Origin of the sequence: Acinetobacter sp. LUNF3 (genome assembly GCF_022699605.1) — a bacterium.
GTDB classification, from domain to species: domain Bacteria; phylum Pseudomonadota; class Gammaproteobacteria; order Pseudomonadales; family Moraxellaceae; genus Acinetobacter; species Acinetobacter johnsonii.
The window spans coordinates 652,459-666,031 of the sequence record NZ_CP093968.1; the positions used below are offsets into that span (position 1 = coordinate 652,459).

A 13,573-nucleotide genomic window follows, 5' to 3' on the forward strand; every position below is an offset into this window, starting at 1 on the left:
GTGGCACGTCGACCGCATAGTTTTACTGAAGAAGACTTTGAATCTTTAGAAGGACGTGCAAGTAAAACTGAACAGAAAAAAGCCGTACAACGTATGGCATCTTTGGGTTCTCAACTTGCAGAGTTGAACACTAAACAAATTCAAAACTTACCTGTTGAAGAGCGTTTGATTGAAGCCCTTTTGGATGTGAAACTGATTACATCAAATGAAGCTCGTCGTCGCCAATTTTTACGCATTGGTAAGTTGTTGCGTAATGAAGATGAAACGGTGATTTTGTCTTATTTGACACCGCAACAAGGCGCGAAAAAAACCGCTCAATTGCAGCGTTGGGTTGATCGTATGATCAAAGATGGTGATGTGGTCATTAATGAGTTTTCCAAAACCTATAATGCCGCGGAACGTCATACCATTCGTCAGCATGTATTGCGTATTCACCGTGATATGAAACAGCAGGCTGATGAAGAACAACTTAAAGCTTCACGTTTGAAGTTGTTTAACTACATTCAGCAAGTGGCTTTAATTTCAGATAATTAAGCCATTTAGACATAAAAAAGCGACCTTCAAGGTCGCTTTTTTATGTGAGAATATTTGCTTGAGTAGACTGCTGATTGTTTAGCTAAACTCGCGTGTTGCACGCTCTTTGGCCCAATCACGTAGGACAAATTTCTGTAACTTGCCTGTCGACGTTTTTGGAATTTCTGTAATCACTACATCTTTCGGGACTTTAAAACGTGCCAGATGTTGCTTACAGAATTCAATGATTTCCTCAGGCGTGGTTTCTTTACCTGCTTTGAGTTCAATAAATGCACAGGGCACTTCTTGCCAGCGAGGATCGGGCTTCGCGACCACCGCAGCCGTTAAAATAGCAGGATGTTGATAGAGAATTTCTTCAACTTCTAGTGATGAAATATTCTCACCTCCAGAAATAATGACATCTTTAGAGCGGTCAGTAATTTTGGCATAGCCATCAGGTTGGCAAACGGCAAGATCGCCTGTATGGAACCAACCACCAGCAAAGGCTTCTGCCGTGGCTTCAGGGTTTTTGAGATAACCTTTCATCACAATGTTACCTCGGAACATAATTTCACCCATAGTTTGACCGTCATGCGGTACAGGTTGCATCGTGTCTGGATCCAGCACTTTCATACCATCTTGCAGTGGGTAAGGTACACCTTGGCGTGAGTGCAACTGCGCTTGTTCCTGAATAGATAAGTCAGACCAACCCGCTTGAGAGGCACAAAGCGCAGAAGGTCCATAGGTTTCAGTCAGTCCATAAACATGGGTGACATTTATACCAATATGGCGCATGCCTTCAATGATTGCAGCAGGAGGTGCAGCACCTGCCACCATCACTTCAACGCGATGCTCAAAGTGGATCCGTTGCTCTTCAGGGGTGTTGATCAGCATGGATAGCACAATTGGCGCACCACAGAAATAATCGACTTTATGCTCAGCGATGACTTTGAAAATGAGTTCAGGGTCAATTTTACGTAAACAGATATTGGTGCCCCCATTGGCTGCCATGGTCCATGCAAAGCACCAGCCGTTACAGTGGAATAAAGGTAAGGTCCACAAGTAGGTCGCACGTGGTGTCATGCCACAAGCAATGATGTTACTGGCTGCATTGATATAAGCGCCACGGTGGTGATAAACCACGCCTTTTGGGTTGCCTGTGGTGCCAGAGGTGTAGTTAAGGCTAATGGCATCCCATTCATCTTGAGGTAAATGCCACTCAAAGTTTTCATCGCCTTCGGTTAACCAGTCTTCATATTCAATCTGACCAATCGGAGCTGCAAAACAGTTTTCGTACTCAGCATCATCTACATCAATCACAAAAATGTCACGCTTGACCAAAGCCAAAGCTTCTTGTGCAACCGATGCAAACTCAGGATCGACCAAAAGGACTTTGGTTTCGGCATGTTCCAACATGAACGCAATGGTTTTTGCATCTAAACGTGTATTCAGCGTATTTAGTACCGCACCTGTCATGGGTACTGCAAAATGTGCCTCGATCATTGCAGGGATGTTGGGTAATAGTACCGAGACGGTATCATTCTTAGTGATCCCCAGTTTTTGCAGTTGTGAAGCAAATTGGCGACAACGTTGATAAGTTTCACGCCATGAAATACGACGGTGGCCATGAATGATGGCATCTTGATGGGGATAAATATAGGCAGCTCGTTCTAAATAACGCAGCGGTGACAAAGCCACAAAGTTTGCGGGGGTTCTTGGTAACTCATCATAAGCACTCACCATGTTTATCACTCCAAATTCAGTATTATTTTTCCATTGCTTAAAAGATATGCATTTTTCAGACATCTTGCATTTATGCTTTAGTCGAGTTGCGCTTTTTAGATGAATTTATTGAACTTTTTTGTTTAGTTTGTCTAAACTGAATCTATTGATTCTGTGCGATATAAACCCTTTTAGTTAGAGTTTAGCCTGCTTTTTAAGCAAAAAGTGTATGCATGTGTTACTGCATTGTTCAATACAAAGTGACCGATACAGTCATTCTAAAATGTAGCGATGAGGATTGCGGCACATCAATTCCCTCATTTTAGGGAGACTGCGGGATTGGCAAATGAATTCAAAATGTGCCGAAACGTGAATTTTCTAGGGGAAAAGGTTTAATCCTGTGGATAACACGTGTAAAATTCGACTGATTTTATTTATCCACCGTTTTTATCTTTTGAGGTTTTACCTCGATCATAATCTCGCGGTGACATGCTCCATGGTACGGGGCATCACTCCTTAAGGATTTTTTATGCCAATTATCACTTTGCCAAATGGCGATCAAAAACAATTTGATCAAGCTGTATCTGTGATGGACGTTGCACTGAGCATCGGTCCGGGTCTTGCGAAAAATACAGTTGCAGGAAAAGTCGATGGTCGTTTAGTCGATGCATCTGATTTGATTACCACGGATGCCAGCCTTCAAATTATTACGCCTAAAGACGAAGAAGGTGTCGAAATCATTCGTCACTCTTGCGCTCACTTGGTGGGACATGCGGTGAAGCAATTGTTCCCTGAAGCGAAAATGGTGATTGGTCCTGTCATTGAAGATGGCTTTTATTACGATATTTTTAGTGCAAAGCCATTTACACCAGAAGACATGGTAGCCATTGAAGAGCGCATGAAAAAGCTCATCGATCAAGACTATGATGTCATCAAAAAAATGACACCACGTGATGAGGTGATTGCAGAATTCACAGCGCGTGGTGAAGATTATAAATTACGCTTGATTGCAGACATGCCTGAAGAAACAGAAATGGGCTTGTACTACCATCAAGATTATTTGGATATGTGCCGTGGTCCGCACGTGCCAAATACTAAATTTTTAAAAGCATTCAAGCTGACTAAAATGTCAGGCGCTTATTGGCGCGGGGATGCGAAGAATGAACAGTTACAACGTATTTATGGTACAGCGTGGGCAGACAAAAAACAGCTTGCAGCTTATATCAAACGTATTGAAGAAGCTGAAAAGCGTGACCACCGTAAAATTGGTAAAGCTTTAGACCTGTTCCATATGCAAGAAGAAGCACCAGGTATGGTGTTCTGGCATCCAAACGGTTGGACCATTTATCAAGTACTTGAACAATACATGCGTAAAGTACAACAAGATAATGGTTACCTTGAAATTCGTACCCCGCAAGTGGTTGATTTCACGCTTTGGGAAAAATCAGGCCATGCTGCAAACTATGCAGATGGTATGTTCACGACGCATTCAGAAAGCCGTAACTATGCAATTAAACCGATGAACTGTCCTTGTCACGTACAAGTGTTCAACCAAGGTTTAAAATCATACCGTGATTTGCCAATTCGTTTGGCTGAGTTCGGTTCGTGTCACCGTAACGAACCATCAGGTTCATTACACGGCATTATGCGTGTTCGTGGCTTTACTCAAGATGATGCACACATTTTCTGTACCAAAGAGCAAATTGGTCAAGAAGTGGCTGACTTCATTCAACTGACTTTAGATGTATATAAAGACTTTGGTTTCGAAGAAGTGCAAATGAAGTTGTCTACACGTCCAGAAAAACGTGTGGGTGATGATGCACTTTGGGATATGGCTGAAAAATCTTTAGCAGATGCTTTAGATGCTGCTGGTTTGGAGTGGGAACTTCAACCGGGTGAAGGTGCATTCTATGGTCCGAAAATTGAATTCTCACTGAAAGACTGCTTAGGCCGTGTATGGCAATGTGGTACAATCCAATGTGACTTCAATTTGCCAGAACGTTTAGATGCGTCATATGTCACTGAAGACAATGATCGTGATCAACCTGTAATGTTGCACCGTGCAATACTTGGCAGTTTTGAACGTTTTATTGGTATACTAATCGAACACTATGCGGGCTTTATGCCACCTTGGTTAACACCAATTCAAGCATGTGTGATGAACATTACCGATTCACAAGCGGAAGCATGTGAGTCAGTCGTCGCTAAACTTAAAGAAAACGGTCTCCGTGCGATTTCAGACTTGAGAAATGAGAAAATCGGCTTTAAGATTCGTGAACGTACATTAGAGCGTATTCCTTACTTACTGGTACTTGGGGACCGTGAGGTAGAGGAAGGTACAGTGAACGTGCGTACCCGCTCAGGAACAAATTTGGGTACTATGTCAATCGACGCTTTCGTTGACCTAGTAAAAGCAGCCGTTGCCGAACGCGGCCGGTACATTGTGGAGTAACAGCGATTAAACAGCCTGACCGTAATCAACAGGGCGGTAACAAATCAAACCGTCCTGCTTTGAATGATGAAATTCGTGCGAAAGAAGTCCGTCTTGTAGACGAAAATGGTGAGCAAAAAGGTATTGTTAGCTTGGCAGAAGCATTACGCGCTGCTGAAAGTGTTGAGCTTGATCTTGTTGAGATCGTAGCAAACGCTGAACCGCCTGTTTGTAAAATCATGGACTTCAACAAGCATTTGTTTGATCTAAAGCAAAAGCAGAAAGAAGCGAAGAAAAAACAGCATCAAGTACAGGTGAAAGAAATCAAACTCCGCCCGGGTACTGATGTTGGTGATTACAACGTAAAACTACGTGCAATCACTAAGTTCCTTGAAGAAGGCAACAAAGTAAAAATTACTCTTCGTTTCCGTGGTCGTGAAATGGCGCATCAACAGCTTGGTTTGGCTCAACTTCAAAAAGTTGAAGCAGATGTGGCTGAAATTGGTGTTGTTGAACAATCACCAAAAATGGAAGGTCGTCAAATGGGTATGTTGCTTGGTCCTAAAAAGAAAAAGTAATCATCCAATCATCAAAAAAGCCCTGCTCGAATAGCAGGGCTTTTTTGATTTAAAGCATAATTACTCAGTGCTTACAGTTTTTTCTATAGAGTCAGGCTGATCAAGTAAAAGTTTTTTCTTACCAATTGGGATTTCGCGTGGAAGTTTCTCTTCTGGTATGATTCGTTCTAACTCAATGACCAATAAACCATTCTCATAATCAGCTTGTTGAACTTCAATATGTTCATCTAAGCGTAAAGACAATTTAAAGGCACGACGCGCGATTCCTTTATGCAGATATTCAGTTGTTTCTTTCTGAACAACTTCAGGTTTACCTGAAATGGTAAGAAGCTGATTTTCTAGACTCAGCCCTAATTCCTCTAGGCTAAAACCTGCGGTAGCCACCACAATGCGATAACGGTTTTCACCAGATTTCTCTATGTTGTATGGAGGATAATTGGGTGCATCACTTTGCATGGCGTAGTCAATAAAATCATTTAAACGGTCAAATCCAATGCTACGACGAAATAAAGGATGAAGATTTAGATTACTCATGATTAGAACCTCCTGAGGTCAGCAAAGTTTTAAAAATAAGAAGATAAAAACTTAAACCTGCCATGTATAAACATCGACAGAATGTTAAAAATCGTCATTTCTAACACAATAATTAATATGTGTTTGAGTTTAAAAAAATCAAGTTAAAGATCTATTTTTTTAAATAAATTTTTTATATATATGATAATTATAAAATTATTTCTATAGTCAAACCGCTTAATTACCCATACACTCGTTAAAGAAACGACTAAAAAGCTTATCTATTGAGTTAACCAACCATTTTTTCCTTTTTGCTTTCACCCATGCCCACATTTTTTCAATAGGATTAAGGTCAGGACTATAAGGTGGTAACCAAAGTATTTGATGCCCATGTTGGCTTAATAGATCTTGTATATCTGGTCGTTTATGGAAGGCTGCATTGTCCATGACAATTACACTATTCGAGGGTAGTTCTGGTAATAAAAACTGATCTACCCAAAAATAAAATACATCCGAATTTACTTTGCTATCAAATAAACCCACTGCAAATAACTTACCCTCATGGATTGCTCCTATTGCATTGGTTTGATTTTTTAATTGCCAATTATATGTTCCATAACAAGGAGTTCCCTGTTTTGAATAACCATGAGGTCTATGTTCATGAGATTTAAATCCACTTTCATCAAGATAGATGATCGGGTGTTGATACCTTAATCGGTTTAAATCTTTTAAATACTGCTCTCTGAGTTCTGTTTTTGCTTTCGGGTGCCGTAAGGTCTTTTTTTAACTGTAATATTTAGACGCTTGAGCGCATCTCCAATTGTAGAAGTAGCACAACCAAAACGAGCAGCGCGTTCATATTGATAATCATCGGGATATTGCTCAACATCTGCACGTAAGGCATCATCATCAACTTTAGATGGTTTTCTTGGTCGAGTTCTTTTTATTTCGATTCGCTTTTTCCATTCGACAATTGTATTTTTATTAATTTCGAAGTGCTGAGCAACCGCTCGGATAGATTGACCTTCTTCAAGCTTGGCTAATATTTTCTTTCTAAAATGTATTGGATAACTCATATCGGTATTGTATTGGTTTTTTGGCGTGCGGACTATAATTTGCAGAACTTGTTGTTTCTTTTTAAATCTATTAAGGTGTGTAAAGAGCCACCATCTACGGTGTATGGAGAATAATTTTAAAATGATTGATCTTTATTATTGGGGAACACCCAATGGACATAAAATTAGCATCGCTTTAGAAGAGATGGGTTTGGAGTATCAAGTCTTTCCCATCAATATTTTAGAAAATGATCAGTTTCAACCCGACTTTCTGCGCATTTCACCCAACAATAAAATCCCTGCGATTGTCGATCAAGAGGGTCCTAAAGGTGAAGCCATTTCTGTGTTTGAGTCAGGGGCGATTTTGCAGTATTTAGGGCGTAAAACAGGGCAGTTTTATCCAAGCGATGAACAGGCTCGTGTTGAAGTTGAGCAGTGGTTGATGTGGCAAATGGGGGGTTTTGGTCCAATGCTTGGACAGAACCATCACTTTAGTAAATTTGCTCCCGAACGTATTGCGTATGCAACTGAACGCTATGTCAATGAAACCAAGCGCTTGTATGCTGTACTAGACAAGCAGCTTTTTGGTCAAAACTATGTGGCTGGCGAGTATTCGATAACGGATATGGCAATTTTCCCATGGATTTTGCGTTATGAGTGGCAGCAAATTAATATAAATGACTATCCAAATGTGAAGGCTTATATGGAGCGTATTCAAGCGCGTCCTGCAGTTCAGCGTGCGTTGGCGCTTCAAGTGAATTAGTTACAGAAGCGTTGACTTGAACTGTGTTAAGCTTAGCGCATTCAAGGTATAAGCCATTCTATAAAGCCACCGATGAGTGGCTTTTTTGTTGAAAGGTTGTTTGGGCATTAGTGTAATGAAAAAAGAGTTTTTCCTCAATTTAACCCGCATTATTGAAGCGAATCCTAAAATCTATCTCAGTATTATTGTGGGAATTTCGGGATGTTTGGTGCTATTTGTAGCTGAAGCGGTACACATCCAAAAAATCATTGAACTGCTGAATACTAAAGATCAGGTGGTACTGCGTGCTGCAATTGAACCGATTGCCGATAAATATTCATGGTCACGTTGGTCTTTGTTGATTCTGGCATTGATCTGGTCAAGTTTTACCTATAGCTCAACCAAGAAAAAGCTGGGTTTAAAATCATAAAATGATGTGGGCCTTAGGACTACTTTTCCTTTCTGCTTTTGGAGCAGCGACACTGCTGCCGTTACAGTCAGAAGCAGTCTTCGTGGGATTGTTGGCTCAGACTCAATACCCAGTGTGGTTATTGATAGCTGTCGCCAGTCTAGGCAATATTCTAGGTAGCTGTGTGAATTGGTGGCTCGGCTTGAAAGTTGAACAATACAAAAATAAAAAATGGTTTCCCGTCTCAGAGCAAAAGATGTTGCAGGCGCAGGGCATTTATCAAAAATATGGTTTTTGGTCTTTATTACTTAGTTGGGTGCCCATCATTGGTGATCCGATTACCCTCATTGCAGGATTACTCAAAGAAAACTTTGTTCGTTTTGTCGTGATGGTGAGTATTGCGAAAATCGGACGTTATCTTTTTGTGTATTGGATGTTTAGTCAGTTCTAATTATTTTCAGAGACCAACTGGCCACATGCTTATATGTGCGGAATGGGTTCAAAGTTGATATAGTGATGACACGAGTGAGTGAAAACTCGTGTCATGCTAAATTTTTAACGACAAGCATTCAGATCGAATTCAATCGCATCTTTAAATTTAGATTTCTTATAGAGCCAAAGTGTGCTTGCTGTGCGTTTAACACTGACTCTGCTATTTGCAACGGCTTGTAAAACTTGTTGATCAAGCTCGTAAATACCTGAACCCTTGATAATTTTAGGCTTCTTGATGTTGCCGTGTTTATCGGCTTTAAAGCTAAATCTAATTTGACGGTCATGATCATTTAACTGCGTTGAATCTAACGCAAGCTTAGGTTGAGCCTGATATTGAAAAGGCACTTTTTGCTGCTGCTGTTGCGCACGCCAGTTTTTCGAGTCAAAGCTATAGTTACATGCTTCGGCATCATCTGGGGTTAAGTTTAAATTAAAAACTTGATAACCAATGACAGCTAAAGCGGTGTCGTCCTCCATAAACGGTTTTACTTTGGCTTGAAGCACGGCATTTACCAGCTTTTCATCTAAAGCTTTGAGTCCAGTCGTTTCTTGGACTGTCGCTTTGGTCACATCACCTGTTTCATCTGCATACACACGAATAATTGCTGCACGGTTTTTTTGATTTAAATCGCTATTTTTATATTGGGGTTTGGGAAAATCTACCCATTGAATACGCGTGGTCAAATGCGCCGATTGAGCTGAACTTTTTTGGATGGTGAGTTCTAATGGTGGTTGAGCTGCATGACTGAGATGAAAGGGCAGTGTAGACAATGCGAGCAAGAAGAGTGGTTTCATATGATCGATTTCTTTTATAACGCATCCAGTGCGCATGACTTAAATAATTGTTGCGAGTATTTCCTGAATTAGAAAGACTCGCAAGTTATATTGTTAAATTAAAACTATTTTTGCTCGGCTTGGGTGATGTCTACACCAAATAAGTCTTTGGTTTTAGTCCAACTCAGTGCGACCACCAAGAGTGTCATGTCGCCGCCAAAAACCGTTGCAATCACAGGGCCTAAATATTTTGCTGCAAGACCTGACTCAAATGCTCCCAGTTCATTACTACTCGACACAAACATGCCATTTACAGCTGCAACACGGCCTCGCATATTCTCAGGAGGATAAATTTGTAAAATGGTCTGACGAATTACTACTGAAATACTGTCACATGCACCCGTCATAGCAAGAGTAAACAAAGATAACCAGAGGTAGTTTGAGTAAGTGAACAATAAGGTGAATAGGCCAAAACCTGCAACAGCAAGCAGCATATTGCGCCATGCATGTCGGGTGGGCGGAAAACGCGTCAGCGCAATCATGGTGATGAGTGCACCAATCGATGGTGCTACCCGTAAATAGCCCAATCCTTCAGGCCCAATTTTCAAAATATCTTCAGCAAAGATCGTGAGTAAAGCGATCACACCGCCAAACAGCACTGAGACTAAGTCGAGTGAGATGGCCCAGAGGACAATTTTAGTTTTAGCAATAAAGCGAAAGCCTTCACCTAGGCTTTGCAGCACATGTTCTGTTTCAATTTTAGGAAACGTGCGTTTACTTAAAAGATTGACGAGTAAAAAGCACAGACCAAGTAGCACTGCTACACTGATGAAACTGGTTTCACGACCTAAAAACGCCAGCATAAATCCACCGAGCATCGGGCCAATAATCCCCCCGCTTTGCCAACCAATAGTGGTCCATGTGGCACCATTGGCATAAAGTTCCCGAAGAATCAAAAAGGGTTTGAGTGATGTTGCGGATAGATTGTAGAAACCTCGAATCATTCCAGGGCCAAAAATCAGGGCATAAACGCCCCATGACAGGGTAGATAGTTCAATGTGCTTTAAGCCATAAGCATGAAATAACCCCCATAAAACCAAGGGCAGTGGAATGGCAAAAAATAAGCAGATTTTCATGATGGTTTGCTTATTAAAGCGATCTGCAAAATAACCGCCCCATAAGGAGAGCGCAATAAAGGGGATTGCTTCTGCCAGACCAATCAAGCCTAAAGTGAGTGGGTCTTTGGTGATTTTATACAAAGAATACGCCACAATAATTTCCTGAATCAAAATGGCAAGTGTCAGACAAAATTGACTGAGTGTAACAATAGAAAAGTCTCGGTATCTGAGAGTGCGGCAAAAGCATCCTGTGTGGCGTTCATAAGGGTACAGGATGGAATGGATGAGGCATTATATAGCTGAATACTTAATTTATTATCACACCTAAAACCATAGGAAATGAGGTTTTACAGATGTTTCCATGTGCTAGTGTTTTTAGAATTTAACTATACGACTTGGACTAAACCTCGGTTATAAATTCATCGCTTAAAGCTTATCGGGAAATAAACTAAGCTTGCTTTTATTGTTGATTATTTGCTTTTGTTTTAGACAAAGTTCGATTAGAATATTCGCTCCCTTACCTGCAGGTCGTTTTGCAATGGTGCAAACGTTCCGAACAGGTGTTCAAAAGAGGTTGTTATGCCTAAGATGAAAACTCGCCGTGGTGCAGCTAAGCGTTTTAAAGCTACTGCTAACGGTTTCAAGCGTAAACAAGCGTTCAAACGCCACATTTTGACCAAAAAATCTGCTAAGCGTATTCGTCAATTACGCGGCTGTGTAATGGTTCACGTGAGTGACGTTGCTTCAGTTCGTCGTATGTGCCCATACATCTAAGGAGATTATAAATGGCTCGTGTAAAACGTGGTGTACAGGCTCATCGCCGTCATAAAAAAATTCTTGCTCGTGCTAAAGGTTACTACGGCGCTCGTTCACGCGTATATCGCGTAGCGTTCCAAGCAGTAATCAAAGCGGGTCAATACGCTTACCGTGACCGTCGTCAGAAAAAACGTCAATTCCGTGCTCTATGGATTGCGCGTATTAATGCTGGTGCTCGTCTAAATGGTTTATCGTACAGCCGTATGATCGCTGGCTTGAAAAAAGCTCAAGTGATTATCGACCGTCGCGTACTTGCTGACATCGCTATGCATGACGCAGTTGCATTTGCTGCTTTAGCTTCTAAAGCTAAAGATGCATTAGCTGCATAAGTCTTTAAGACTTAAAGAAAGACCGCTTTTTAGCGGTCTTTTTTATTGTTTGAATGGATGATGCTTTTATAAAGTGCATATAAAAATGCAATCGTTAGTATAAAAGTATTTCCCCACGATACGGAATAGAATGCCAAAGTCCACAATGCACAGTAACACCAAATGATGTACCATAAAAATTTCATGATTTTGAATAAATTAAAAGAGCTTACAGCTACGCTCTTTGTTTCTACTTGATGTTCTATGTCTTTTAGGTGCGCGGTATTTTCTACTACATCATTAGATGTCGGAATTTGAACGGTGTTTTTTTCAATAGAAAAAGAAGAATCTTTTGTTGTTTCGGGAATATTGGACAAGTAATTGCAATTTTTAATGTCTGAAAACTGATATTGATTTGCACAGTGTTTAAAGATTAGTGGGCGGAGTAGGGTCAGTTGATTATAGGCTGCTGAAAAAGTATCTTTTTCGTTACTATTCATTTGAACATAATCGGAATATTCATTTTTTGAATGTGATGCAGCGGAATATTGCTGTTCTAATAAAGCTGTATTTTCTATCAAATTCGAAGCGTAATTTTTTCGAATAGTGAATGGAAATATCGGATACTGCTCTTTTATAGAATCATTGAATAAATCGCCGACATAGCAATTATTGATATCTAATGGAATTGGATAACTGCCATATTGTTTTGCCATATCATTAAAATAAAGACGTGCTTCTGTGTCTTTAAAAAAAGTATCCCAATTGATTGGCTTTAAGTCTTGTTCTATAGTAGAAATTGCTTGAGGGGATGGGTGGTGTAACGTGTATGCCTCTACATTTTGGTAATAATTGGAATAATCATAAAAATCTTTGTTTCCATATTCATCAAAACTTTGCCATGTTGGTTTTTCATCGCTAAGGATTAAAACTTTATATTCATTATGAGGATAATGCACAACAATACAAAAACTTTCTTTATCGGTTGAAAAATAAAAAATTGAAGAGTCATTGAGTTCCATATGCAAGTCTTGAGCAACATGTAAACTCAGTTTTATGGCTCCGGATTCTTGTAGGCGACCCAATAGATGTGAAGCAGAACCGCATAAAAGCGTACCGTATTTAGTATCACGTAATATTGGAAAATGGTTGAATAATAATGGATGTCTATCTAGGATCTCTGTATCAACGGCACCATTTAAATATTCATTTCCATAGCTTACAAAAGCAATTTGGCGATAAGCTCTATTTAGATACACTTTTTAATTCCGATAACTATATTTTACTAATTGAATAAATACTAAAAATTATTGTTTTGTCGGTGCAGAGAATATCGGTGTTTACGTTTTTAGGCTATTACTTTAATTGTAATTTTATTGCTAATAATGTTTTAGGTATTGAAACTTCTAGATATAGTTTTTAACTCTTTTCGAGTCTTGGGTAGATGGTTATGAAAAAAATTAATGTTGTAGGAACCTCTGCCACGGGAAAGTCTACATTTTCCAGAGCTTTGGCCGAAAAGTTGGATTTGCATTATATCGAGCTTGATAATCTATTTTGGCTTGATGACTGGCAAGAATGTCCCGATGAAGTCTTCTTTGCCAAGATTGAATCAGAAGTCCAAAAGGCAACACAGGGCTATGTGATCGATGGTAACTATACCCGCGCCATTCCTGTGAAATGGGCGGAAATTGATACTGTTATTTGGTTGGACTTACCGTTTCCAGTCAACCTTTACCGTTCAGTGAAGCGTGCGGTTCAGCGGGCATGGGCGCAACAGGATTTATGGGAAAACTCGAATAATCGGGAAAGTTTGCTGCGGATGTTTGGTCGGGACTCGATTATTTGGTGGATGATCAAAACACATGCTAAAAACCGACAGAAATACTTAAAAATGATGCAGATGCCTGAATATCAACATATACAGTGGATTCATTTAAAGACACCAAAACAGGTGAGTTGCTTTTTAAATCAGTTGGCTGTTGAAAAGCATAGCGTTTAAATAAAAAAATATCAGTGCATACTCAGCGATCAAGATGAATCGTTAAGCTTGAGTTACATAAATCTGCTTTAATCTCAAAGGTGGCCGATGCCTAATAAAT

15 protein-coding genes and 1 pseudogene are annotated in these 13,573 nt (G+C 40.1%); 9 read left to right on the forward strand and 7 right to left on the reverse strand.

The features are described from left to right. Positions 1-534: a ribosome biogenesis factor YjgA gene (gene yjgA, locus MN200_RS03085; RefSeq protein ID WP_005400753.1), complete on the forward strand. Its 534-nt coding sequence runs from the start codon at positions 1-3 to the stop codon at positions 532-534. Positions 535-612: 78 nt separating this feature from the next. Here the strand turns inward: yjgA and MN200_RS03090 are convergent, their stop codons facing one another. Continuing rightward, positions 613-2,256, reverse strand: a complete 1,644-nt coding sequence (locus MN200_RS03090) for an acyl-CoA synthetase (protein ID WP_058868962.1) — start codon at positions 2,254-2,256, stop codon at positions 613-615. 508 nt (positions 2,257-2,764) lie between these two features. Here MN200_RS03090 and thrS point away from each other — a divergent pair. Both thrS and infC read left to right on the forward strand, forming a co-directional pair. After that, on the forward strand, positions 2,765-4,687 hold the full coding sequence (gene thrS, locus MN200_RS03095) for a threonine--tRNA ligase (RefSeq protein ID WP_004692292.1): 1,923 nt from the start codon (positions 2,765-2,767) through the stop codon (positions 4,685-4,687). 5 nt (positions 4,688-4,692) lie between these two features. Continuing rightward, positions 4,693-5,244 (forward strand): translation initiation factor IF-3, encoded by a 552-nt coding sequence (gene infC, locus MN200_RS03100; RefSeq protein ID WP_050796974.1) that lies wholly within the window; start codon positions 4,693-4,695, stop codon positions 5,242-5,244. Positions 5,245-5,304: 60 nt separating this feature from the next. Here the strand turns inward: infC and MN200_RS03105 are convergent, their stop codons facing one another. The 3 genes and pseudogenes from MN200_RS03105 to MN200_RS03115 all read right to left on the reverse strand — a co-directional run bounded on the left by MN200_RS03105 (position 5,305) and on the right by MN200_RS03115 (position 6,833). After that, positions 5,305-5,778 carry an Hsp20 family protein gene (locus MN200_RS03105; protein WP_058868963.1) on the reverse strand — a complete coding sequence of 158 codons (474 nt, stop codon included), beginning with the start codon at positions 5,776-5,778 and terminating at the stop codon, positions 5,305-5,307. Between the two features lie 216 nt (positions 5,779-5,994). Beyond that, positions 5,995-6,468, reverse strand: a pseudogene (locus MN200_RS03110) (IS630 family transposase); the annotation flags it as partial. Positions 6,469-6,485: 17 nt separating this feature from the next. Then, a complete protein-coding gene (locus MN200_RS03115; RefSeq protein WP_039890557.1) occupies positions 6,486-6,833 on the reverse strand; it encodes an IS630 transposase-related protein in 348 nt (115 codons plus the stop codon). Between the two features lie 121 nt (positions 6,834-6,954). Here MN200_RS03115 and MN200_RS03120 point away from each other — a divergent pair, with 121 nt between their 5' ends. The 3 genes from MN200_RS03120 to MN200_RS03130 all read left to right on the forward strand — a co-directional run bounded on the left by MN200_RS03120 (position 6,955) and on the right by MN200_RS03130 (position 8,414). Continuing rightward, positions 6,955-7,575, forward strand: a complete 621-nt coding sequence (locus tag MN200_RS03120; RefSeq protein WP_058868964.1) for a glutathione S-transferase N-terminal domain-containing protein — start codon at positions 6,955-6,957, stop codon at positions 7,573-7,575. Positions 7,576-7,690: 115 nt separating this feature from the next. Then, a complete protein-coding gene (locus MN200_RS03125; protein ID WP_058868984.1) occupies positions 7,691-7,984 on the forward strand; it encodes a hypothetical protein in 294 nt (97 codons plus the stop codon). Position 7,985: 1 nt separating this feature from the next. Next, on the forward strand, positions 7,986-8,414 hold the full coding sequence (locus tag MN200_RS03130) for a YqaA family protein (protein ID WP_058868965.1): 429 nt from the start codon (positions 7,986-7,988) through the stop codon (positions 8,412-8,414). A 104-nt stretch (positions 8,415-8,518) separates the two neighbouring features. Here the strand turns inward: MN200_RS03130 and MN200_RS03135 are convergent, their stop codons facing one another. Continuing rightward, positions 8,519-9,250 (reverse strand): hypothetical protein, encoded by a 732-nt coding sequence (locus MN200_RS03135; protein ID WP_058868966.1) that lies wholly within the window; start codon positions 9,248-9,250, stop codon positions 8,519-8,521. Positions 9,251-9,354: 104 nt separating this feature from the next. Continuing rightward, positions 9,355-10,620, reverse strand: coding sequence for an MFS transporter (locus tag MN200_RS03140; RefSeq protein WP_058868967.1), 1,266 nt, complete (start codon positions 10,618-10,620; stop codon positions 9,355-9,357). A gap of 306 nt (positions 10,621-10,926) precedes the next feature. Here MN200_RS03140 and rpmI point away from each other — a divergent pair, with 306 nt between their 5' ends. Both rpmI and rplT read left to right on the forward strand, forming a co-directional pair. Beyond that, entirely contained in the window at positions 10,927-11,121 is a 195-nt protein-coding gene (gene rpmI / locus MN200_RS03145; RefSeq protein WP_004278281.1) for a 50S ribosomal protein L35, read from the forward strand. An 11-nt stretch (positions 11,122-11,132) separates the two neighbouring features. Continuing rightward, positions 11,133-11,492 carry a 50S ribosomal protein L20 gene (gene rplT / locus MN200_RS03150; RefSeq protein ID WP_004692276.1) on the forward strand — a complete coding sequence of 120 codons (360 nt, stop codon included), beginning with the start codon at positions 11,133-11,135 and terminating at the stop codon, positions 11,490-11,492. Between the two features lie 29 nt (positions 11,493-11,521). Here rplT and MN200_RS03155 read toward each other — a convergent pair whose 3' ends face one another. After that, positions 11,522-12,730 carry a hypothetical protein gene (locus MN200_RS03155; protein WP_058868968.1) on the reverse strand — a complete coding sequence of 403 codons (1,209 nt, stop codon included), beginning with the start codon at positions 12,728-12,730 and terminating at the stop codon, positions 11,522-11,524. 191 nt (positions 12,731-12,921) lie between these two features. Between MN200_RS03155 and MN200_RS03160 the strand changes: the two genes are divergently transcribed. Then, positions 12,922-13,473 (forward strand): adenylate kinase, encoded by a 552-nt coding sequence (locus tag MN200_RS03160; protein ID WP_058868969.1) that lies wholly within the window; start codon positions 12,922-12,924, stop codon positions 13,471-13,473. Positions 13,474-13,573: the final 100 nt, after the last annotated feature.